Source organism: Streptococcus infantis (assembly GCF_964243025.1).
Classification (GTDB): domain Bacteria; phylum Bacillota; class Bacilli; order Lactobacillales; family Streptococcaceae; genus Streptococcus; species Streptococcus infantis_N.
The window spans coordinates 103,202-125,198 of sequence record NZ_CAXTDJ010000002.1 but is presented as its reverse complement, the minus strand read 5'-3'; the positions used below and the strand labels follow the sequence as shown (position 1 = coordinate 125,198).

Here is a 21,997-nt window from a genome sequence, read left to right as displayed (position 1 = left end):
AAGAAAGTGGAGTTAGTGATTAACTCCACTTTCTTTTAATATTAAAAAACCTAGGAAACTGTTCCTAGGTCTTTTTTGCTTATTGTTGCCCTTGAGAGTTTTGATTTTGTTGAGGATTTTGATTTTGTTGAGGGTTTTGATTTGTATTTGGAACAGTTTGGTTTTGTCCATTATTTGGACTAGTAGTTTCAGCTACTGTAGTTTGATTTTCGGTTGTTGTAGTAGGAGCTACTGTAGTAGCTTGTTGGGTTGTTTGAGGGATCCAGTTACTACGAGCGCCGACTTTGAAGACATACTCACCATTACGATACAAGCCCTCAGGCATTGTCCAATCACCTGGGTGATCATCCTCGGAAAGATATTCCATCATTGATCGGTAGATGTTTGCTGCTACTCTAAATCCATCTCCTTCGATTGGAGTGAGGCGATTTGAATAACCTGTCCAAACAGCCATTGAATATTTGCGGGTATATCCTACAAACATTTCATCAGGTGCGACATAATCGTATCTCTTAATGTAATTTTCAATTTCATCATCTGTATAGTTAGATGTACCCGTCTTACCTGCTTGAGGTAACCAAGACATATAAGCACCACGACCCGTTCCGTATGCCAAGACAGTCTTCATCATTTCTGTCATCATATAGGCAGTAGTCTCCTTCATGGCACGTGTTCCAGGATCAGAGAACTCTTTTGAACTTCCGTCACTAAAGACAATCTTGTTGATATACATTGGTTTGCGGTAGATACCACCGTTAGCAAAAGCAGCATAGGCAGCAGCCATTTTCTCACTACTTGCTCCGTACTTTTTGTTTGACTCAGTCGTGTTACTTGAAATAGCGTTGGCATAGTGCATATCCGGATAGTCAATACCGAGTCCATTTAGGAAAGTCTTGGCTTGGTTTAATCCAACCTTTTCAAGTGTTTCAACGGCAGGTACGTTACGCGATTGTTGGATTGCATACTGTAGTGTGATGTTTCCATAGTATGCTTTATCCCAGTTATAAACAGGAATATCTGTTCCAGGATAGTTATAAGGGGCATCTTTTATGATTGCTGCGGTAGAGTCGTAAATTCCGTATTCAAGTGCAGGTGCATAATCTGTGATTGGTTTCATAGTAGAACCCCAGTCACGGTTGGTTTCAACGGCCTGATTGAGTCCGAAGGATACATTGCTTGACTGGTGTCTAGAACCAAGCTGAGCAATAACTTTACCATTTGTAACGTCTACGATAGTAGAAGCTGCCTGAAGTTCATCATCTGGATAATAAACATACTCATCTGTGTTGTATATATCCCAAAGACGCTTTTGAACGTCTTGGTCTACGTTGGTGTAGACGTCCATTCCAGTAGTTAAAAGGTTGTAACCTGTCTCTGTTTCAACTTGTTCAATCACTTCTTTGAGGTAATTATCTAAGTATGGAGGATAGGTGTTGCTTCCTTTCAGACTTTGTAAACCATCAGTGATAGGTGTATTTATAGCCGTTTCATATTGTTCAGCTGTTAGATATCCTTGCTTTTGCATCTCTGATAGGACTAGATTACGACGTTCTGTTGCTTCTTCTGGATGAGAATAAGGATCATATTGGTTAGGGGCTTGTGGCATTCCGGCTAGAAGAGCAAGTTGTGGAATAGATAGGTCTTTTAAATCTTTACCATAGTAATTTTGAGCAGCAGTCTGCATCCCATAGTTACCATTTGACATGTATACTTTATTGATGTAATATGTCAAAATTTCCTGTTTGGTCGCAGTTCTTTCTAACTGAATAGCTAGCCAAGCTTCTTGGGCCTTACGTGAGATTGTTTGGTCTGATGAAGAAGTTGAGAAATATGTTAGCTTAATCAACTGCTGAGTCAAGGTTGAACCACCTTGGAGACCATTGCTACGAAGGTTTCGTAAGAAAGCGCCCATGATACGGATGCTGTCAATTCCTCGGTGGTTAAAGAAGCGGTGATCCTCGATAGAGACAATTGCATTAACCAGTTCAATAGGAATTTCATTGCTTTGAGCATTGACACGGCGCTCTGCTCCTAAGTCAGCAATCAATTCGTTTTTACTGTCGTAAATCTTACTTGAAGTTGTTGCGACCAGTTTGCTTTCAGAAAGTTCTGGCGCTTTAGATACGTAGTAGAAGAAGACACTCGCACCAATCAATATCGAAGCGATAAAGGCTACTAAGAATCCAATTCCTAGATATTTAGCGATGCGCCAAATAAGTTGTTTGTTCATATTGTTTTACCACCTAGTAAATGTTGTTTGACGATATCGAGATAAGGTATTTGAGGAAAGGCTTGTTGTTCAATCACAAAACCGTGCTCTCGAATATAATCAAGCGGCATTGATTTTTTCCCTATATCCTGACGATAAAAACGGATGAGGTCAATTGCCGGTAATAAATACGTTTCCTGATAAGAAGAAAAATGGATTAGGACGAAGCAAATCCCTTTTTGTTCAAGAACCTGTTCCATATGCTGAATCTGATGAGAATGAAAGTTCTTCATCGGAAAAGCTCTTTTTTGTTTTGTTTCCTTAGCTTCGAAATCGATATAAAATCCTTCATAAACACCCGAGTAGTCAGTTGTTGATGCCTGTCTAAAATAGGCTTCGACAATTTTAGCACGACTCCGCTGAGGATAGTCGACTCGTACAATTTGAATCGGGGTTGGCTTTTTATGAATGACTGCCATTCCATGTGAGAGATAGTAGTCGTTCGTAGCGTTAATCATCTTTTCAAAACTCATTCCCCGATTTGCGAAATTTTTAGTTTGAGGTAGGGAAGTTTTGCTTGATTTAGATGAAAGTTTATGTGGATAGTTGACCATAATCCTCCTTATTGGTACAATAACATCACTCTATTATACCACAAAGGTCAACAGAAAGGGTGAAAAAATGCATAAAGCCTTGGTTTTGGGATACTCAGCTTTTGATTTGGGATTATTTAATGAGAAGGATGCTCGTTTAAAAATTATCAAAAAAGCCATTCGAAGAGATTTGGAAAGATTGGCTGAGGAAGGCCTGAAATGGCTAGTGTTTACGGGTTCTCTTGGTTTTGAACATTGGGTTTTAGAAGTCGCCAAGGAAATGAAAGATGATTATGGATTTCAACTAGCGACTATTTTTGACTTTGAGACACATGGCTCGAATTGGAATGAAGCTAATCAGATCAAATTGAGTGATTTTAAACAGGTCGATTTTATCAAGTACGCCTATCCGGCTTATGAGCATAAAGGTCAATTGAGAGATTATCAGACTTTTTTACTTGAAAATACGGATGGAGCCTATCTTTTTTACGATGAAGAAAACGAAACAAAACTGAGATTTTTTTACGAACTGATGAAAAAGAAAGACAACTATATTACAAAAAGATTAACATTTGAGGATTTAAACGAAATAGCCGAAAATTTTTCCGAAAATTGAGGCTTTGACCTTGCTTTTTGTTTGCCTTTTTTTATATAATAATACTAGTAACTGAGAATGGAGAGAGACATGGCAAGTATTATTTTTACAGCAAAGGATATTTTTGAGCAGGATTTCGGAAGAGAAGTACGTGGATACAGTAAAGCAGAGGTAGATGAATTCTTAGATGACGTTATCAAAGATTATGAAACCTATGCAGCGTTGGTTAAATCATTGCGCTTGGAAGTCGCAGAATTGAAAGAACAATTGGCGAACAAACCTCAGGTGGCACCTGTATCTGTAACGTCTGAGCCTGCTGAGCTTGGAAGTACGACTTCTATGACTAACTTTGATATCTTGAAACGCTTGAATCGTCTTGAAAAAGAAGTATTTGGCAAACAAATCGTAGAAAATTCTGATTTCTAAGAATCATACAGTTGTGCAATTTTTGGATAATCGCGTGGAGAGTTTATCTTTTCATGAGGAAAGTCCATGCTAGCACAGGCTGTGATGCCTGTAGTGTTTGTGCTAGGCGAAACCATAAGCCTAGGGACGAGAAATCGTTACGGCGAGTGAATAGACTAAGTTTTCGGATATGTTTTAGTAGCTCTGAAAGTGCCACAGTGACGAAGTCTCTCTGGAAACAGAGAGAGTGGAACGCGGTAAACCCCTCAAGCTAGCAACCCAAATTTTGGTCGGGGCATGGAGTGCGCGGAAACGAACGTAGTACTCTGACTGCTAGTAGCTTCTAGCTGTTAGTGGTAGACAGATGATTATCGAAAGAAGTGGTCCTAGTCACTTCTGGAACAAAACATGGCTTATAGAAAATTGCATATAGGTTGGGGCTGAGAAATTTTCTCAACCTCATTTTTTAAAGGTGAACAAGAGAAAGGTCTTTAAAGACTGACATGAAACAAACATTTAACTTAATAGCGACTGCTGCAGCAGGCTTAGAGGCTGTTGTAGGTCGTGAAGTACGTGCACTTGGCTATGATTGTCAAGTTGAGAATGGTCGCGTTCGCTTTGAAGGAGATGTGAAGGCAATTATTGAAACTAATTTGTGGCTACGAGCTGCAGATAGGATTAAGATTGTTGTTGGGACTTTTCCAGCAAAAACATTTGAAGAACTTTTTCAAGGAGTTTTCGCCTTAGATTGGGAAAACTATTTACCACTTGGAGCGCATTTTCCAATTTCAAAGGCTAAGTGTGTCAAATCAAAACTTCATAATGAACCTAGTGTTCAAGCTATTTCTAAAAAGGCAGTTGTCAAGAAATTGCAGAAACATTATGCTCGACCAGAAGGTGTTCCGCTGATGGAAAATGGTCCAGAGTTTAAAATAGAGGTTTCAATTCTTAAAGATATTGCGACTATCATGATTGACACGACAGGTTCTAGTCTTTTCAAACGTGGTTATCGTACTGAAAAAGGTGGGGCTCCTATTAAAGAGAACATGGCAGCAGCAATTCTGCAATTATCAAACTGGTATCCTGATAAACCACTGATTGATCCGACTTGTGGTTCAGGAACCTTCTGTATTGAGGCAGCTATGATTGCTCGTAATATGGCGCCAGGCTTACGCCGTTCCTTTGCTTTCGAGGATTGGAACTGGGTTAGCGACAGGTTAATTCAGGAAATTCGTACGGAAGCTAGCAAAAAGATTAATCGAGAGATTGAACTAGACATCATGGGCTGTGATATCGATGGCCGCATGGTGGAAATTGCTAAGGCAAATGCTCAGACTGCGGGGGTTTCTAAGGATATCATCTTTAAGCAGATGCGCGTGCAGGATTTGCGAACAGATAAGATTAATGGAGTTATTATTTCAAATCCACCATATGGGGAACGCTTATCAGATGATGCCGGAGTAACCAAGCTCTATGCTGAGATGGGAGACGTATTTGCTCCACTCAAAACCTGGAGTAAATTTATCCTGACTAGTGACGAAGCTTTTGAAAGTAAATATGGTAGTCAGGCAGATAAAAAACGAAAACTCTATAACGGTACTTTGAAAGTTGATTTATATCAATATTTTGGTCAACGAGTGAAAAGACAAGATGTCAAAGTGGAAAGGAATGCAAATGAGTAAGAAAAGACGCGATAGCCATCACAAGGATGAGCAAGAATCTAAATTTGAATTTGAAGAGGCTAAAGATTTAACGGTTGGTCAGGCTATTCGCAAGAACGAAGAGGTTGAAGCAGGTGTGACTCCAGATGATACCATCTTAGATAAATATATCAAGCAACACCGTGAAGAAATCGAAGCAGACAAATTTGAAAATTTACAAACGAAAAAAGAGGAGTCTACTCAAAGCTTGGATGATATGATCCAAGAAGTGATAGAAACTACTGAACAAGAAAATGTGTTAAGTCCGGAAGAGGAAGCGATTGCTCTTGTAGTAGCCACAGATACAACTGAAATCGTTGCCCAAGAATCCGAAGAAGAGGAAACGAAAGTTCTCGAGCAACCTTTTAAGGATGAATTGGAAGCTGTTGAAAAGGCTCAAGTCGATTCTTCTCAAGTGTCAGTAGTTGATGAGAAAAATGAAGAACAACTTCAACCCTTGTCTCGTTCTGCTCAAGCAGATGATAAACCACAAAATAAAAAGAAATGGGCAATTTTGTCAGCTATTATTTTAGGTTTCCTCTTAATTTTTGGAGGTGGTTATTATGTTTATCGTCAGATTACGCGTTCTTCTCAAGAGCTTCAAACGAAGGCGGCAGATTCAGGTTTGGTAAGCAATCAGTCAGTCTATGAACAATTCAATACGCTCTACGACACGTTTTATACTGATGAAAACAAAACAGCTCTTAAAAATAGCCAGTTTAGTCAACTGAATCAATTGAAGGAACTTCTAGATAAACTTGAAGGAGCGAGAGAACATACTCTGGCCAAATCAAAATATGATAGTCTAGAAACTCAAATAAAGGCTATCCAAGAAGTGAACTCTCAATTTGAAACTCCAGCTATTACAGATGGTGTCTTGGATACAAATGCAAAAATCAAAGCGGATGCTAAATTTACAGATATCAAGACTGGTAATACAGAAATTGACAAACTTCTAGATAAAGCAATCAGCCTTGGTAAGAGCCAACTAGCAAGTACAACAACGGCCACAACAACAGCTGCGACAACAGCCGCGAGCCAGGAAGCGTCAAGCCCAACAACAGAAAGCAGTCCATCTACTTCAACAAGTGATACTGCAGCATCTACTAATAGTGGCTTGTCAAGCGAAGGTGTTAATTTGCAAAGAAGCGCTAGCCGAGTACCGTATAATCAATCTGCTGTAAATGATAGTAGTAATCCTGCCTGGACCTTTGCAGATGGTGTTCTTGAACAAATCCTTGAGACATCCCGTGCGCGTGGATATATCACTGGAAACCAATATATCTTAGAACGTGTAAATATTGTGAATGGAAATGGATATTACAATCTTTACAAACCAGATGGAACTTATCTCTTCACTCTAAACTGTAAGACAGGGTACTTTGTTGGGAATGGTTCTGGCCATGCGGATGATTTAGACTACTAGTCAAATTGTTATAAAATTCTTTCTTTTCACAGATAAACATGATAAAATAAAACTTATTAAATAAGAGGAGTGTCACATGACAAAAGCAAACTTTGGTGTTGTTGGTATGGCTGTAATGGGTCGTAACCTTGCCCTTAATATCGAATCTCGTGGCTATACAGTCGCCATTTATAACCGTAGTAAAGAAAAAACAGAAGATGTTGTTGCTTGCCATCCTGAAAAGAACTTCGTGCCAAGCTATGATATCGAAAGCTTCGTAAACTCTATCGAAAAACCACGTCGTATCATGCTTATGGTTCAAGCAGGACCTGGTACAGATGCAACCATCCAAGCCCTTCTTCCACATTTGGACAAAGGTGATATCTTGATCGATGGCGGAAACACTTTCTATAAAGATACTATCCGTCGTAATGAAGAGTTGGCTAACTCAGGTATCAACTTCATCGGTACAGGTGTTTCTGGTGGTGAAAAAGGTGCCCTTGAAGGTCCTTCTATCATGCCTGGGGGACAAAAAGAAGCTTATGACTTGGTAGCAGATGTTCTTGAAGAAATCTCAGCTAAAGCACCAGAAGATGGCAAACCATGTGTGACTTACATCGGTCCTGATGGAGCTGGTCACTATGTGAAAATGGTCCACAACGGTATCGAGTATGGTGACATGCAATTGATTGCAGAAAGCTATGACTTGATGCAACACTTGCTTGGTCTTTCTGCAGAAGATATGGCTGAAATCTTTACTGAGTGGAACAAGGGTGAGTTAGACAGCTACTTGATCGAAATCACTGCGGATATCCTTGGACGCAAAGACGACGAAGGTCAAGATGGTCCAATCGTAGACTACATCTTGGATGCTGCAGGAAACAAGGGAACAGGTAAATGGACTAGCCAATCAGCTCTTGACCTTGGTGTGCCATTGTCACTCATTACTGAGTCAGTATTTGCGCGCTACATTTCAACTTATAAAGAAGAACGTGTACACGCTAGCAAGGTGCTTCCAAAACCAGCTACTTTCAAATTTGAAGGAGACAAGGCTGAGTTGATTGAAAAAATCCGTCAAGCCCTTTACTTCTCAAAAATCATCTCTTACGCACAAGGTTTTGCGCAATTGCGTGTAGCTTCTAAAGAAAACAACTGGAACTTGCCATTTGCGGACATCGCATCTATCTGGCGCGATGGCTGTATCATCCGTTCTCGTTTCTTGCAAAAGATCACAGATGCTTACAACCGTGATGCAGATCTTGCTAACCTTCTTTTGGATGAGTACTTCTTGGATGTAACAGCTAAGTACCAACAATCTGTTCGTGACATTGTAGCTCTTGCTGTTCAAGCAGGTGTACCAGTACCAACCTTCTCAGCTGCCATCACTTACTTTGATAGCTACCGTTCAGCTGACCTTCCAGCGAACTTGATCCAAGCACAACGTGATTACTTTGGTGCCCACACATACCAACGTAAAGACAAAGAAGGAACATTCCACTACTCTTGGTATGACGAAAAATAAGTAGGTCAGCCATGGGGAAACGGATTTTATTACTTGAGAAAGAAAGAAATCTAGCTCATTTTTTAAGTCTGGAACTCCAAAAAGAGCAATACCGAGTTGATCAGGTAGAAGAGGGACAAAAAGCCCTCTCCATGGCTCTTCAGACAGACTATGACTTGATTTTACTGAATGCTCATCTAGGGGATATGACAGCCCAGGATTTTGCAGATAAGTTGAGTCGGACCAAGCCAGCTTCGGTTATCATGGTCTTGGACCATCGAGAAGAATTGCAAGATCAAGTTGAAACAATCCAGCGTTTCGCTGTTTCATATATCTACAAGCCAGTCATTATCGATGATTTGGTGGCTCGTATTGCAGCAATTTTCCGAGGTCGGGACTTTATCGACCAACACTGTAGTCAGATGAAGGTTCCAACATCCTATCGCAATCTGCGTATGGACGTAGAACATCATACCGTCTATCGTGGCGAGGAGATGATTGCCCTGACTCGTCGTGAATATGACCTTTTGGCTACCCTTATGGGAAGCAAGAAGGTTTTAACTCGTGAGCAGTTGCTGGAAAGTGTTTGGAAGTATGAAAGTGCGACCGAAACCAATATCGTGGATGTTTATATCCGTTATCTACGTAGCAAACTTGACGTGAAAGGTCAAAAGAGCTACATTAAAACCGTGCGTGGTGTTGGTTACACCATGCAAGAATAGAAAAGCAGTTGCAGTTATGTAACTGCTTTTTTTGAATTTATTATATATTGACATATAGTCTTGTCTTTGCTATAATCATTTTGGAGGATAAATCGATGAAATTTTTGAAAAAAATGATGCAAATTGGACTAGCAGTATTCTTTTTTGGTCTGTTAGTAACAAGTACAGTATTTGCGGATACTACAGGTGGACAGTTTGTTGATAAGGACAATAGAAAATATTATATAAAAGATGACCATAAAGCAATCTATTGGCATAAAATAGACGGCAAAACCTACTATTTTGGTGATAGAGGAGAAATGGTTGTCGGTTGGCAATACATAGAAATTCCTGGGACAGGTTACCGAGATAATTTATTTGATAATCATGGAGTAAAAGAAATTGGACTCCAACAAAAATGGTTTTACTTTGGTCCGGATGGCGCTCTGCTAGAACAGCAAGAGAAACAAGTCTTAGAGGCAAAATCGTCTGAAAATACAGGAAAAGTATATGGTGAAAAGTACAATCCATCTGCTGAGAAGAGAGCCTATTACTTTGATGATGATTATGCCTTGAAGACAGGTTGGATTTATGAAGATGGTCATTGGTATTATTTAAATAAGCTAGGAAATTCCAACGACGATTCTTCTTATCCACTACCAATTGGTGAAATTGCTAAGGGTTGGACTCAAGATTTCCATGTTACTTTTGGCATTGACAGAAGCAAACCTGCTCCGTGGTACTACCTAGACCCAGAAACTGGCATTATGCAAACGGGTTGGCAATATCTTGGTAACAAGTGGTACTATCTCCGTTCATCAGGTGCTATGGCAACTGGCTGGTATCAAGACGGCTCATCTTGGTATTATCTTGACGCTGAAAATGGGGATATGAAAACAGGTTGGGCTTCTATCAATGGTTATTGGTACTACCTCCGTTCATCAGGAGCTATGGCGACAGGCTGGCTTCAAGACGGCTCAACTTGGTACTACCTCAACGTAAGTGATGGCGATATGAAGACAGGCTGGTTCCAAGTTAATGGGAAATGGTTCTATGCTTATAGTTCAGGTGCCTTGGCTGTGAATACTACTGTAGGTGGCTACTACGTCAACTATAATGGTGAGTGGGTTCAGTAATGAAAACAAGCGATTGTGAAGGAAACAATCGCTTTTTTTGTGAAAATATAATAAAATAGAAAGGAATAAAGTTCTAAAATTTTATCTAGAAACAGACGCTTTTCGTCTGATAGTAGGATTAAATGACAAAAGAAGTTGGTGTCGGTCAGGCACATAGTAAAATTATTTTAATAGGAGAGCATGCAGTGGTTTACGGCTATCCAGCCATCTCTTTGCCTCTTTTAGAGGTTAAAGTGACTTGTCGGGTGGTTCCAGCAGCGACACCATGGCGTCTTTTTGAAGAGGACACCTTGTCCATGGCAGTTTATGCTTCCCTAGAGTATCTGAATATCACAGATGCTTACATCCGTTGCCAAATTGACTCTGCTATTCCAGAAAAACGTGGAATGGGTTCTTCGGCAGCCATTAGCATTGCGGCTATTCGCGCGGTATTTGATTATTTTGAAGCAGAACTACCGCGAGATGTGTTAGAAATTCTGGTCAATCGCGCTGAGATGATTGCCCATATGAATCCTAGTGGATTGGATGCTAAGACCTGCCTTAGTGACCAGCCTATTCGTTTTATCAAGAATGTTGGTTTTGAAGAACTAGCCATGGACTTGTCAGCTTATCTGGTCATTGCAGATACAGGAGTCTATGGACACACTCGTGAAGCTATCCAAGTTGTAGAGAGCAAGGGTAAGGAAGCTTTACCTTTCTTGTATGCACTTGGAGAGTTGACCCAGCAAGCAGAAGAAGCAATAAAGGCAAAAGACGCCGTGAAGCTGGGAGAGATTTTAACAAAAGCACATGGAAATCTAAAAGAAATAGGAGTTAGTAGCCTTGAGGCTGATGCCTTTGTTAATACTGCTCTTCACCATGGAGCTTTAGGTGCTAAGATGAGTGGTGGTGGTCTAGGTGGCTGTATCATAGCCTTAGTAGCCGACTATCGCCAAGCTCAAGCTTTAGCTGAAAGATTAGAAGAGAAAGGAGCTGTTCAGACATGGATCGAAAGCCTGTAACAGTACGTTCCTATGCCAATATTGCTATTATTAAATATTGGGGAAAGAAAGCAGAAAAAGAGATGGTTCCTGCGACTAGCAGTATCTCTCTGACTTTAGAAAATATGTATACGGAGACGACACTTTCTCCTTTACCAGCAGATGCAACCGCTGATGCCTTTTACATCAATGGTCAGTTGCAAAACGAAGCTGAGCATGCCAAGATGAGTAAAATCATTGACCGCTACCGTCCTGAAGGAGCAGGGTTTGTTCGTATCGATACTGAGAACAATATGCCAACAGCGGCAGGCCTTTCTTCAAGTTCCAGTGGTTTATCTGCCTTGGTCAAAGCTTGTAACGCATTTTTCCAACTTGGGCTGAATCGCAGAGAATTGGCCTTGGAAGCTAAGTTTGCATCGGGTTCTTCATCTCGTAGTTTTTATGGCCCCTTGGCAGCCTGGGACAAGGATAGTGGAGAGATTTATCCTGTCGAAACTGACTTGAAACTTGCTATGATTATGTTGGTCTTGGAAGACCAGAAAAAACCAATCTCCAGTCGAGATGGGATGAAGCTCTGTGTGGAGACTTCGACAACTTTTGGTGAGTGGATTCGTCAATCTGAACAAGATTACAAGGATATGTTAGTCTACCTCAAGGAAAATGACTTTAAGAAAGTTGGAGAATTGACAGAGAAGAACGCGTTAGCTATGCATGCTACGACAAAAACTGCAACTCCATCCTTCTCTTATCTGACAGATGCTAGTTATGAGGCTATGGATTTTGTTCGTCAGCTTAGAGAACAAGGAGAATCTTGCTACTTTACCATGGATGCGGGCCCTAATGTCAAGGTTCTTTGCTTGGAAAAGGACTTGGAACATTTATCAGAAATCTTAGGTCAACGCTATCGCTTAATCGTTTCAAAAACAAAGGATTTGAGCCAAGATGACGATTGTTAAAACTTGTGGGAAGCTCTATTGGGCTGGGGAGTATGCCATTTTAGAACCAGGACAGTTGGCGCTAATAAAGGCTATTCCCATCTATATGACGGCTGAGATTAAAGCGTCTAATGTTTATCGACTCTACTCAGATATGTTTTCCTATAGTGTAGACTTGCGACCGGATTCTTCTTATGCCTTGATTCAAGAAACAGTTGCCTTGGTGGAGGAGTATCTAACTGCCCAAGGAGTTGAACTGCAGCCTTTTTCTTTAGACGTTCGTGGGAAAATGGAGCGTGAGGGCAAGAAATTCGGCCTGGGTTCTAGTGGCAGTGTGGTTGTTTTGGTTATCAAGGCCATGCTTGCCTTCTATGAAAGATTAGCTGACAGAGAACTCTTGTTTAAATTGGCGAGTGCTGTACTTCTTAAACGTGGGGACAATGGCTCCATGGGGGACATTGCCTGTATCGTATCAGAAGACCTCGTCCTCTATCAGTCATTTGACCGTGAGAAAGTGGCAGATTGGCTAGAAAAAGAAGACTTGCAGGCTGTATTAACACGTGACTGGGGCTTTTCTATTAGGAGTGTTGAACCGGTCTTGAAATTTGATTTTCTGGTTGGTTGGACCAAGGAAGTGGCTGTATCAAGTCATATGGTCAAGCAAATCAAGGATAATATGAACTCTAGCTTTTTACAGGCTTCAAAAGAAACAGTAGCTAACTTGGTAAAGGCTTTGGAGGTAGGTCAAGAAGAAACCATTATTGACTTGCTGGAACAAGCCAGCCAACTTTTAGAAGGCTTGAGTTCAGAAATTTACACACCTTCGCTCAGACAACTAAAAAATGCCAGCCGAGATTTGAAAGCTGTTGCTAAGAGCAGTGGTGCTGGTGGTGGAGACTGTGGGATAGCACTTAGTTTTGACCAAGATTCGACCACATTACTGAAAAAACGCTGGGCTGATTTAGGAATTGAGCTCTTGTATCAAGAAAGGATGGAACATGACGACAAATCGGAAGGATGAACACATCCGCTATGCCCTTGAACAAAACAGTTCTTATAATAGTTTTGATGAAGTTGAACTGATTCATTCTTCGCTACCCTTATATGACTTAGATGAAATTGATCTTTCGACAGAATTTGCAGGGCGAAAATGGGACTTTCCTTTTTATATCAATGCCATGACGGGTGGAAGCGATAAGGGGAGAGAAATCAATCAAAAATTGGCTCAGGTGGCAGATGCTTGTGGAATTTTATTTGTAACGGGTTCCTACAGCGCTGCTCTTAAGGATCCTTCAGATGACTCTTTTTCAGTCAAAACTAGTTACCCTGACCTCCTTCTTGGAACCAATATTGGCTTAGACAAACCTGTAGAACTAGGATTACAAACAGTCAAAGAGATGACTCCCCTTCTCTTACAAGTTCATGTTAATGTCATGCAGGAATTGCTCATGCCAGAGGGTGAACGTCAATTTAAATTATGGCAGCATAATCTGAAAGATTATGCTGAGCAAATCTCTGTGCCTCTTGTTTTAAAAGAAGTCGGCTTTGGCATGGATGTGAAAACCATTGCTAAGGCTTATGAGATGGGAATACGAACCGTTGATTTGTCTGGTCGTGGGGGAACCAGCTTTGCCTATATCGAAAACCGTCGCGGTGGACAGCGTGATTACCTAAATGACTGGGGTCAATCGACCATGCAAGCTCTTCTGAATGCCCAAGACTGGAAAGATAAGATGGAACTTTTAGTTAGTGGAGGAGTTCGCAATCCACTAGATATCATCAAATGCTTGGTGTTTGGAGCAAAGGCAGTTGGTCTATCACGCACTATGTTAGAGCTGGTTGAAAATTACTCTGTTGATGTCGTTATTTCCATTGTTGAAAGCTGGAAGGAAGACCTACGCTTGATTATGTGTGCCCTTAATTGTAAAAAAATTGAGGATTTGCAAGAGGTCGACTATCTCCTATATGGAAAATTAAAAGAAGCAAAAGACCAAATGTAAAGAAAGAGGTCGGGATTTTAGTCCCGACCTCTTTATCATTCCTCAGACTGATGTGACTTTTGGGATTTGTGATACAATTAAATGGAGAGGACGGATACATGCGAAAATTCCAAATTTTTCTATTTATTGAAGCTTGTTTATTGACAGGAGCTCTGATTATGATGGTATCAGAGCATTTTTCCCGTTTTCTACTGATTTTGCTCTTGTTTTTACTGCTGATTCGCTATTATACTGGAAAACAAGGAAATAACTTTATTTTAGTGGCGGTGAGCATCCTATTTTTCTTTATCATCATGCTCAATCCCTTTGTCATTTTAGCCATCTTTGTGGCCTTGATATACAGCCTGTTCCTGCTTTACCCTATGATGAACCAGGAAAGAGAAGATACCAATCTGGTTTTTGAAGAAGTTGTGACAGTAAAGAGGGAGAAAAATCGCTGGTTTGGGAATCTCCACCATTTTTCAAGTTACCAGACTTGTCGTTTTGATGATATCAATCTCTTTCGCCTTATGGGGAAGGATACCATTCATCTAGAGCACGTGATTTTGAGTAATCATGATAATGTCATCATCTTGAGAAAACTGGTTGGTACGACTAGAATTATCGTACCAGTAGATGTTGAAGTCAGCCTTAGTGTTAATTCTCTGTACGGAGATTTAACCTTTTTTGACCAGCCTAAACGTGCTTTGCGTAATGAGCAATTTCATCAAGAAACCAGAGATTATCTCAAGAGTCCCAAGAGTGTTAAGATTCTTTTGACAACTATGGTTGGAGATGTTGAGGTGGTGAGAGGATGAAAAAGCAACCCTATATTTTAATTGGTCTCACCTCATTTCTCTTTGTTGCTTTTCTCTTTCGAAGCATTTTTAAGATCTTAGATTTGGAATGGACTTCTCTTTTCCAAGATTTAGAAAAGACAGAAAAAGTCCTATTTCTAGCTTTGATGTTTAGTCTTGCTCTAGCCTTTTTATTGGTCTTGTTTTGGACAATGGTTGATGAAATTTCAAGAAGAAGAATACAAGCAAATCTTAAACGTCTGCTAGCAGGTAAAGATATTAAAAGCCTTGGAGATGCTGATTTAGACGCAAGTTTTAGAAACTTATCAGGCAAGCTTGGTTTATTGACAGAAGCCATTCAAAAAGCGGATAATCAAGCCTTGGTCAAGGAAGAAGTGATTATTGAAAAGGAGCGCAAGCGAATCGCGCGTGACTTGCATGATACGGTTAGCCAAGAAATTTTTGCTGCCCATATGATTTTATCAGGACTCAGTCAACAAGCTTCCAGATTAGACAAAGAGAAGATGCAGACACAACTCCAGAGTGTGACAGCTATTTTGGAGACAGCCCAGAGAGATTTGCGTATTCTACTCTTGCATTTACGACCAATCGAACTGGAACAAAAGAGTCTGGTTGAGGGGATTCAGTTGCTACTGAAAGAATTGGAAGAAAAAAGTGAACTCAAAGTCAGCTTTAAATATGAGGTAGACGAATTACCTAAAAAGATTGAGGAACATATCTTCCGTATTGTCCAAGAATTGATTAGTAATACTCTCCGTCATGCCCAAGCTTCTTGTCTAGATGTTTATCTTTATCAAACGGAAACTGAATTACAGTTGAAGGTTGTAGATAATGGTCGCGGTTTTCAGTTAGATGATGTTGATGAACTAAGCTATGGACTACGCAATATCAAAGAACGAGTGGAAGATATGGCAGGGAGCATACAACTATTAACAGCACCCAAGCAGGGTTTGGCAGTGGATATTCGGATCCCCTTGCTTGATTGATTAACAAAAGGAAATAAAATGAAACTATTATTAGTAGATGACCACCAAATGGTGCGTCTTGGTTTAAAAAGTTATTTTGAACTACAAGAATATGTAGAGGTTGTTGGAGAAGCAACTAATGGAGCCGAAGGGATTTCCATGGCCTTGGAGCTTCGTCCGGATGTGATTGTCATGGATATTGTTATGCCTGAAGTCAACGGAATTGACGCAACTCTAGCTATTCTCAAAGAATGGCCGGAGGCTAAAATTTTGATTGTGACTTCTTATCTAGACAATGAAAAAATCATGCCAGTCTTAAATGCTGGGGCTAGGGGTTATATGCTCAAGACATCAAGTGCCGATGAATTGTTCCATGCTGTTCAAAAGGTGGCAGCTGGAGAGCTAGCGATCGAACAAGAGGTGAGTAAGAAAGTAGAATACCACCGCAATCATATGGAACTTCACGAAGAATTAACTGCGCGAGAACGCGATGTCCTTCAACTGATTGCTAAGGGCTATGAAAATCAGCGTATTGCAGATGAGCTCTTTATCTCCCTTAAGACAGTCAAGACCCATGTCTCCAATATCCTAGCCAAACTTGAGGTCAGTGATCGTACCCAGGCAGCTGTTTATGCTTTTCAACATCATCTGGTGGGTTCTGATGAATTTTAGGGGACATAGGATGTAACTGAAGCATGGACGAAAAGCGCATCCATTACTTGAAAAAGTTCGCTACTATGTGGTATAATGGACTGTATTAAAAATTTTAAGGAGAAATGACAGAATGTCTGTATCATTTGAAAACAAAGAAACAAACCGTGGTGTCTTGACTTTCACTATCTCTCAAGACCAAATCAAACCAGAATTGGACCGTGTATTTAACTCAGTAAAGAAAACTCTTAACGTTCCAGGTTTCCGTAAAGGTCACCTTCCACGTCCTATCTTCGACCAAAAATTTGGTGAAGAAGCACTTTACCAAGATGCAATGAACGCACTTTTGCCAGACGCTTATGAAGCAGCTGTTAAAGAAGCTGGACTTGAAGTAGTTGCTCAACCAAAAATTGACGTAACTTCTATGGAAAAAGGTCAAGATTGGGTTATCACTGCTGAAGTTGTTACAAAACCTGAAGTAAAATTGGGTGAATACAAAAACCTTGAAGTATCAGTTGATGTAGATAAAGAAGTAACTGACGCTGATGTTGAAGAGCGTATCGAACGTGAACGCAACAACTTGGCTGAATTGGTGATCAAAGAAGGTGCTGCTGAAAACGGCGACACTGTTGTTATCGACTTTGTTGGTTCTATTGACGGTGTTGAATTTGACGGCGGAAAAGGTGAAAACTTCTCACTTGGACTTGGTTCAGGTCAATTTATCCCTGGATTTGAAGACCAATTGGTTGGACACTCAGCTGGTGAAACTGTTGACGTTATCGTAACATTCCCAGAAGACTACCAAGCAGAAGACCTTGCAGGTAAAGAAGCTAAATTCGTGACAACTATTCACGAAGTAAAAGCTAAAGAAGTTCCAGCTCTTGACGATGAACTTGCAAAAGATATCGACGAAGAAGTTGAAACTCTTGACGAATTGAAAGAAAAATACCGCAAAGAATTAGCTGCTGCTAAAGAAGAAGCTTACACTGATGCCGTTGAAGGAGCAGCAATCGATAAAGCAGTTGAAAACGCTGAAATCGTAGAACTTCCAGAAGAAATGATCCACGAAGAAGTTCACCGCTCAGTAAATGAGTTCCTTGGAAACTTGCAACGTCAAGGTATCAACCCTGACATGTACTTCCAAATCACTGGAACTACTCAAGAAGACCTTCACAAACAATACGAAGCAGAAGCTGAGTCACGCACTAAGACTAACCTTGTTATCGAGGCAGTTGCGAAAGCTGAAGGATTTGACGCTACTGAAGAAGAAATCCAAAAAGAAATCGAGCAATTGGCTGCAGATTACAACATGGAAGTTGCCCAAGTACAAAGCTTGCTTTCAGCAGACATGTTGAAACACGATATCACAATCAAGAAAGCTGTTGAATTGATCACAAGCACTGCAACAGTAAAATAATCTGAAAAGATAAAAAACCACCGGATTGGTGGTTTTTTTGTGCTTTATTTTCCGAAAAACTCATCAAGGTCATCTTGGCTAATCCCAATCATGGCTGGGATACTAGTCCAGTTTTCTTCAGTCAGAATGTAAGGTTGATGAGGGTTAATCTGATTTGTGGGTTCGAGAATAGGCTCGTTTAGTTCCTCAGAGATTTCAGTTAAGTCGCTGAAACGTTCAATCAGATAGGTTTTTCGAGCTGTTCCGATATGTTTAGTTGCATAATCAAAGGCTTGAAGTTCACCGAGTAGGATGAGTTTGCTTTTAGCCCGAGTAATAGCAGTGTAGATGAGATTACGCTCTAGCATGCGCTTGCTAGCACTGGTGATGGGAAGAAACACAACTGGGAATTCACTTCCTTGAGATTTATGGATACTCATGGCGTAGGCAAGACGAATCTTGTACCATTCGTTGCGTGGATAGACGACTTCGTTCCCATCAAAATCAATCATCATTTCATCTTGTTTAGATTCAGTGTATTTAGCAGGAATGAGGTCCGTGATGTAGCCTAGATCTCCGTTAAAAACGTTGACTTCTGCATCGTTAACCAAATGAATGACCTTATCTCCACTACGATACTGAAACTGACTTGCTTCAAAACTAATCTGTCCCTTTTGAAGAGGATTGAGCAGTTCTTGCATGAGTTGATTGATGGCATCGATTCCTGCTGCTCCACGATACATAGGAGCTAGAACTTGGATGTCTCGTGCAGGGATGCCACTTCTGATGGCAGCGTCTAGGATTTTTTCAATGGTAGCTGGGATATGGCCACTAGCGATTTCAAAGTAGGAACGGTCTGCCTTTTTCTGGGTAAAGTCAGCTGGCAAGATGCCTTGTCGAATCTGACTCGCCAAGGTAACGATAGTTGATTCTTCGCTCTGACGGTAAATCCGTTCCAAGCGTGTTTGCGGAATACTTGGAATCTGGAGCAAATCAGCCAGAACTTGACCAGGACTAACAGAAGGTAACTGGTCGCTATCTCCAACGATGAGAATTTTACTAGTAGAGGAGATATTTGAGAAGAGTTGATTGGCTAGCCAAGTATCTACCATAGAGAACTCGTCTACGATGATAAAGTCAGCATCTAGATAATCTTCTAAATGGCTTGTGTCGTCGTCACCAGTCATACCCAAGTGGCGGTGAATCGTTGCACTCGGTAAGCCTGTTAGTTCATTCATGCGACGAGCCGCACGACCAGTTGGAGCAGCAAGGAGAATCGGTAGATTACTTTTCTTTCGAAGGTCCAGTCCTTCTAATAGAGCATAGACGGCAATAATCCCATTGATAACAGTGGTTTTTCCAGTACCAGGTCCGCCGGTCAGGATAAAGATCTTGTTTTGGATAGCATCGCAGATTGCCTGTTTTTGAATGGCATCATATTGGATGTCTAATTCTTCCTCCACAATTGCGATCTGCTCCTGGATGATTTCAGTTTCTTGTTTATCAGTTTCTTCTTTTTCAAGGATTCGAATGAGGTGATTATGAATCCCTTCTTCTGCGAAAAAGAGACTGTTGTCAAAGATTTTGGTGTCAACTTGTTGGACTTTTTCTTCTTCAATGAGATTGGACAATTCTTGAGCTAGTTGACTTGGTTCCAGTTCTACAGGACGTGAGGATTCCAGTAGATTTAGAGTCTTTTCTAATAAGTCTCTAGCTTCAACATAAGTATCCCCACTTTCCATACAAGCGTTTAAAAGGCTATGAATGAGTCCTGCTCGGAAACGTTCAGGTGCCTGGCTTTCAATGCCCAATTCTTGTGCCAATTGGTCAGCGATGGTAAAACCCAAACCCTTGATATCTTCTACCAACTGGTAAGGATAGTTCTCAACGATATCGATAGTTTCCTCTTTGTAGGTATCCTGAATTTGAATAGCTAATTTATTAGGGATTCCGTAGTTGGCAAGCTTGGCCAAGACCATTTCTGTACCGTAGTTGAGACGGAGTGTAGATACAAAGGCCTCACGACTTTTAGAAGACAGCCCTGAGATAGTCTCAAGTTTTTCAGGATGTTCTAGGATTTCATCGATAGTATTTTCCCCATAGAGTTCCACAATCTTTTGGGCAGTTTTGAGACCAATCCCTTTGAAATGACTACTAGAGAAATATTTGACCAATCCCTTACTAGTTGGTTTTGCTCTTTCGTAACGGGAAATCTGCAGTTGTTCTCCGTATTTGGAGTGTTGGACAATCTGCCCCCAGAAAGTGTATTCTTCTCCCTCGATAACATCAGCCATGGTCCCTGTAACAATGATCTCGAAATCATCAAAGTCCTCAGCATTGGTATCCTCTATATCTAAAAGGAGAATACGGTAAAAGTTGCTGACATTTTCAAAAATAATACGTTCAATCGTACCTGTAAAATAGACTTCCATATAATTCCTTTACATTCCTGAATGAAATCTATCATTCAGAATAAAATGAGAAGAGGCTGAGATTTATATTTCTCGGCCTCTTAGTGTTCTTAAAATGTTCCAATACGTTTGAGTGGCCAGAAGCGGAATTTAGCCTCTCCAATAATATCTTTTGCTTTAAAAGTACCAACATGCCGGCTATCACTAGATACCAGACGGTCATCACCAAGTAGGAGGTATTGTCCCTCTGGAACAGTGAAGGTAAAGCTAGTATTGAAGTTAACATCTAAGGTAAAGGCATCAGCTTTTTCAGCAAGACTTCTGAAGTACTCGCCTTTTTTCCCATCCCAGCTATCTCCGGTATAGGTTGATTGGAGTTTATCCTCTTTAAAGCGTTTGAGATAATCTGCTAGGTAAGGCTCATCGGTTTCTTGATTGTTGATGTAGAGCTTATCATTTTCGTAACGGATGGTATCACCTGGCAATCCGATGACTCGCTTCACGATATCTTTATTCCCTTCATCCTCATGAGCGACAACTATATCAAAGCGATCGATAGGGAGATGTTTGACAACGAAGAGAATTTCTCCATCAGCTAGAGTAGGGTCCATAGAGTGTCCTTCTACACGAACATTGCTCCAGAGAAAGAGACGGCTGAGACCTATTAATGCAATAATCAGGAAGAAAATTCCCCACTCTTTTAAAAATATTTTAAAATAATTCATACTTTTACCTTTCTAGAAGTTGCTTAGCTTTTTCAGTGTTTTTAAAATGCAGCTTTGCACAGAAGCCGAGCCCTTTCATTCCATATGCTTGAAGGATTTGGCTAGCTACCTTGTCAGAAGCAGCTCCAGCACCACTTGGAAGTTGATAGCCTAACTCTCGTCCTAAGTTTTCAAGATTTTCTAGGAAGAGATCACGCGCAATGATGGAGCTAACTGCAACAGCCAAGTACTTGCCCTCAGCTTTTTCCTCTAGCGTGACTGGATTAGGAAAATGATTGGCTTCATTTTTTAGATACTTTTCATAATTTTGTGAGCTGGTAAAGGCGTCAATAACAATTTTTTCAGGCTCAACTCCCTTTTGAAGGAGGAGAAAGATTGCTTGATTGTGAAGAGCTACCTTGACAGAAACAGCATTATAGCGTTCCCCAATGACTTCGTTATACTTACTTGGCGAAAGAAGGAGTGCTTGATGTTGAATCTTCTCCTTAAGAAGGGGAGCAATCTGACGAATCTTTTGGTCAGTTAGTGTTTTAGAATCTCCAACCCCGAGTCTTCGTAAAAAGTCATGCTGATCAGGAGTTACAAATGACGCCACTACAGCCAGGCCACCGAAGTAGGAACCATTTCCAACCTCATCTGTTCCAATCAAGGGGAAATTTTGCCCGCTAACTACTTGTGCTTCTTGATAACCAAAAAAGCTAGCATAGCTTTCAGCAGCTTCTCCTTGCAAGAGGACTTTCCCAGATGTATAGACGGAAACACTGGCTTGAGGAAGCTTTAAAAAGTAGCGAATATAGGGATTTTTACTAGGAGTGAGTGCATGTTCATGCTTTTGAACAAAAGCATGAATTTCCTTTTCACTCGGAGTTAATGTGATACTTGCCATAGTCTC

At 40.6% G+C, this 21,997-nt stretch carries 20 protein-coding genes and 1 other RNA gene; 16 read left to right on the top strand and 5 right to left on the bottom strand.

The window, feature by feature from the left end; translation table 11 throughout:
* Window positions 1–79 precede the first annotated feature (79 nt).
* Both pbp1a and recU read right to left on the bottom strand, forming a co-directional pair.
* Window positions 80–2,230 carry a penicillin-binding protein PBP1A gene (gene pbp1a / locus ACESNQ_RS02935; RefSeq protein WP_373074885.1) on the bottom strand — a complete coding sequence of 717 codons (2,151 nt, stop codon included), beginning with the start codon at window positions 2,228–2,230 and terminating at the stop codon, window positions 80–82.
* Window positions 2,227–2,823, bottom strand: coding sequence for a Holliday junction resolvase RecU (gene recU, locus ACESNQ_RS02930; RefSeq protein WP_373074883.1), 597 nt, complete (start codon window positions 2,821–2,823; stop codon window positions 2,227–2,229). Before recU ends, pbp1a begins: the two co-directional genes overlap by 4 nt.
* Window positions 2,824–2,890: 67 nt before the next feature.
* Here recU and ACESNQ_RS02925 point away from each other — a divergent pair, with 67 nt between their 5' ends.
* The 16 genes from ACESNQ_RS02925 (at window position 2,891) to tig (ending at window position 17,990) form a co-directional block, all read left to right on the top strand.
* Window positions 2,891–3,418, top strand: coding sequence for an SLOG family protein (locus ACESNQ_RS02925; protein ID WP_373074881.1), 528 nt, complete (start codon window positions 2,891–2,893; stop codon window positions 3,416–3,418).
* 69 nt (window positions 3,419–3,487) lie between these two features.
* Window positions 3,488–3,823, top strand: a complete 336-nt coding sequence (gpsB, locus tag ACESNQ_RS02920; RefSeq protein ID WP_302851808.1) for a cell division regulator GpsB — start codon at window positions 3,488–3,490, stop codon at window positions 3,821–3,823.
* A gap of 18 nt (window positions 3,824–3,841) precedes the next feature.
* Window positions 3,842–4,223, top strand: an RNA gene (gene rnpB, locus ACESNQ_RS02915) — RNase P RNA component class B.
* A gap of 82 nt (window positions 4,224–4,305) precedes the next feature.
* On the top strand, window positions 4,306–5,484 hold the full coding sequence (locus tag ACESNQ_RS02910) for a THUMP domain-containing class I SAM-dependent RNA methyltransferase (protein ID WP_373074879.1): 1,179 nt from the start codon (window positions 4,306–4,308) through the stop codon (window positions 5,482–5,484).
* Window positions 5,477–6,928 (top strand): cell division site-positioning protein MapZ, encoded by a 1,452-nt coding sequence (gene mapZ / locus ACESNQ_RS02905; protein ID WP_373075170.1) that lies wholly within the window; start codon window positions 5,477–5,479, stop codon window positions 6,926–6,928. The genes ACESNQ_RS02910 and mapZ overlap by 8 nt, the downstream gene beginning before the upstream one ends.
* 76 nt (window positions 6,929–7,004) lie before the next feature.
* The gene (gene gnd, locus ACESNQ_RS02900; protein ID WP_373074877.1) at window positions 7,005–8,429 is read left to right on the top strand and encodes an NADP-dependent phosphogluconate dehydrogenase; all 1,425 of its coding nucleotides are present in this window, start codon (window positions 7,005–7,007) and stop codon (window positions 8,427–8,429) included.
* Window positions 8,430–8,440: 11 nt separating this feature from the next.
* On the top strand, window positions 8,441–9,130 hold the full coding sequence (locus ACESNQ_RS02895) for a response regulator transcription factor (RefSeq protein ID WP_045614362.1): 690 nt from the start codon (window positions 8,441–8,443) through the stop codon (window positions 9,128–9,130).
* A gap of 95 nt (window positions 9,131–9,225) precedes the next feature.
* Window positions 9,226–10,245, top strand: coding sequence for a cell wall-binding repeat-containing protein (locus ACESNQ_RS02890; RefSeq protein WP_373074875.1), 1,020 nt, complete (start codon window positions 9,226–9,228; stop codon window positions 10,243–10,245).
* A gap of 122 nt (window positions 10,246–10,367) precedes the next feature.
* Window positions 10,368–11,246 (top strand): mevalonate kinase, encoded by an 879-nt coding sequence (gene mvk, locus ACESNQ_RS02885; RefSeq protein WP_373074873.1) that lies wholly within the window; start codon window positions 10,368–10,370, stop codon window positions 11,244–11,246.
* A complete protein-coding gene (gene mvaD, locus ACESNQ_RS02880; RefSeq protein ID WP_373074871.1) occupies window positions 11,228–12,181 on the top strand; it encodes a diphosphomevalonate decarboxylase in 954 nt (317 codons plus the stop codon). The genes mvk and mvaD overlap by 19 nt, the downstream gene beginning before the upstream one ends.
* On the top strand, window positions 12,168–13,181 hold the full coding sequence (locus ACESNQ_RS02875) for a phosphomevalonate kinase (RefSeq protein WP_373074869.1): 1,014 nt from the start codon (window positions 12,168–12,170) through the stop codon (window positions 13,179–13,181). Before mvaD ends, ACESNQ_RS02875 begins: the two co-directional genes overlap by 14 nt.
* Window positions 13,159–14,160: a type 2 isopentenyl-diphosphate Delta-isomerase gene (fni, locus tag ACESNQ_RS02870; RefSeq protein WP_373074867.1), complete on the top strand. Its 1,002-nt coding sequence runs from the start codon at window positions 13,159–13,161 to the stop codon at window positions 14,158–14,160. Before ACESNQ_RS02875 ends, fni begins: the two co-directional genes overlap by 23 nt.
* Before the next feature lie 98 nt (window positions 14,161–14,258).
* A complete protein-coding gene (gene liaF / locus ACESNQ_RS02865; protein WP_281137748.1) occupies window positions 14,259–14,957 on the top strand; it encodes a cell wall-active antibiotics response protein LiaF in 699 nt (232 codons plus the stop codon).
* A complete protein-coding gene (locus ACESNQ_RS02860) occupies window positions 14,954–15,943 on the top strand; it encodes an envelope stress sensor histidine kinase LiaS (protein ID WP_373074865.1) in 990 nt (329 codons plus the stop codon). The genes liaF and ACESNQ_RS02860 overlap by 4 nt, the downstream gene beginning before the upstream one ends.
* A gap of 18 nt (window positions 15,944–15,961) precedes the next feature.
* Window positions 15,962–16,594, top strand: coding sequence for a response regulator (locus ACESNQ_RS02855; RefSeq protein WP_373074863.1), 633 nt, complete (start codon window positions 15,962–15,964; stop codon window positions 16,592–16,594).
* Window positions 16,595–16,706: 112 nt separating this feature from the next.
* Window positions 16,707–17,990: a trigger factor gene (tig, locus tag ACESNQ_RS02850; protein ID WP_006147987.1), complete on the top strand. Its 1,284-nt coding sequence runs from the start codon at window positions 16,707–16,709 to the stop codon at window positions 17,988–17,990.
* Between the two features lie 44 nt (window positions 17,991–18,034).
* On the opposite strand, the gene recD2 is transcribed toward tig, so the two are convergent.
* The 3 genes from recD2 to rnhC all read right to left on the bottom strand — a co-directional run bounded on the left by recD2 (window position 18,035) and on the right by rnhC (window position 21,991).
* A complete protein-coding gene (recD2, locus tag ACESNQ_RS02845; RefSeq protein WP_373074860.1) occupies window positions 18,035–20,401 on the bottom strand; it encodes an SF1B family DNA helicase RecD2 in 2,367 nt (788 codons plus the stop codon).
* A gap of 89 nt (window positions 20,402–20,490) precedes the next feature.
* Window positions 20,491–21,105 carry a signal peptidase I gene (gene lepB / locus ACESNQ_RS02840; RefSeq protein ID WP_223333567.1) on the bottom strand — a complete coding sequence of 205 codons (615 nt, stop codon included), beginning with the start codon at window positions 21,103–21,105 and terminating at the stop codon, window positions 20,491–20,493.
* Between the two features lie 4 nt (window positions 21,106–21,109).
* Window positions 21,110–21,991 carry a ribonuclease HIII gene (gene rnhC, locus ACESNQ_RS02835; protein WP_373074858.1) on the bottom strand — a complete coding sequence of 294 codons (882 nt, stop codon included), beginning with the start codon at window positions 21,989–21,991 and terminating at the stop codon, window positions 21,110–21,112.
* Between the last annotated feature and the right edge of the window lie 6 nt (window positions 21,992–21,997).

Bases quoted from the DNA above. Each gene is read 5' to 3' on its own strand.
- pbp1a (WP_373074885.1), bottom strand. From the start codon at position 2,230: ATGAACAAACAACTTATTTGGCGCATCGCTAAATATCTAGGAATTGGA.
- ACESNQ_RS02855 (WP_373074863.1), top strand. From the start codon at position 15,962: ATGAAACTATTATTAGTAGATGACCACCAAATGGTGCGTCTTGGTTTA.
- tig (WP_006147987.1), top strand. From the start codon at position 16,707: ATGTCTGTATCATTTGAAAACAAAGAAACAAACCGTGGTGTCTTGACT.
- ACESNQ_RS02890 (WP_373074875.1), top strand. From the start codon at position 9,226: ATGAAATTTTTGAAAAAAATGATGCAAATTGGACTAGCAGTATTCTTT.
- gpsB (WP_302851808.1), top strand. From the start codon at position 3,488: ATGGCAAGTATTATTTTTACAGCAAAGGATATTTTTGAGCAGGATTTC.
- mvk (WP_373074873.1), top strand. From the start codon at position 10,368: ATGACAAAAGAAGTTGGTGTCGGTCAGGCACATAGTAAAATTATTTTA.
- ACESNQ_RS02860 (WP_373074865.1), top strand. From the start codon at position 14,954: ATGAAAAAGCAACCCTATATTTTAATTGGTCTCACCTCATTTCTCTTT.
- lepB (WP_223333567.1), bottom strand. From the start codon at position 21,105: ATGAATTATTTTAAAATATTTTTAAAAGAGTGGGGAATTTTCTTCCTG.
- ACESNQ_RS02895 (WP_045614362.1), top strand. From the start codon at position 8,441: ATGGGGAAACGGATTTTATTACTTGAGAAAGAAAGAAATCTAGCTCAT.
- liaF (WP_281137748.1), top strand. From the start codon at position 14,259: ATGCGAAAATTCCAAATTTTTCTATTTATTGAAGCTTGTTTATTGACA.
- fni (WP_373074867.1), top strand. From the start codon at position 13,159: ATGACGACAAATCGGAAGGATGAACACATCCGCTATGCCCTTGAACAA.
- rnhC (WP_373074858.1), bottom strand. From the start codon at position 21,991: ATGGCAAGTATCACATTAACTCCGAGTGAAAAGGAAATTCATGCTTTT.
- ACESNQ_RS02875 (WP_373074869.1), top strand. From the start codon at position 12,168: ATGACGATTGTTAAAACTTGTGGGAAGCTCTATTGGGCTGGGGAGTAT.
- recU (WP_373074883.1), bottom strand. From the start codon at position 2,823: ATGGTCAACTATCCACATAAACTTTCATCTAAATCAAGCAAAACTTCC.
- ACESNQ_RS02910 (WP_373074879.1), top strand. From the start codon at position 4,306: ATGAAACAAACATTTAACTTAATAGCGACTGCTGCAGCAGGCTTAGAG.
- recD2 (WP_373074860.1), bottom strand. From the start codon at position 20,401: ATGGAAGTCTATTTTACAGGTACGATTGAACGTATTATTTTTGAAAAT.
- mapZ (WP_373075170.1), top strand. From the start codon at position 5,477: ATGAGTAAGAAAAGACGCGATAGCCATCACAAGGATGAGCAAGAATCT.
- mvaD (WP_373074871.1), top strand. From the start codon at position 11,228: ATGGATCGAAAGCCTGTAACAGTACGTTCCTATGCCAATATTGCTATT.
- gnd (WP_373074877.1), top strand. From the start codon at position 7,005: ATGACAAAAGCAAACTTTGGTGTTGTTGGTATGGCTGTAATGGGTCGT.
- ACESNQ_RS02925 (WP_373074881.1), top strand. From the start codon at position 2,891: ATGCATAAAGCCTTGGTTTTGGGATACTCAGCTTTTGATTTGGGATTA.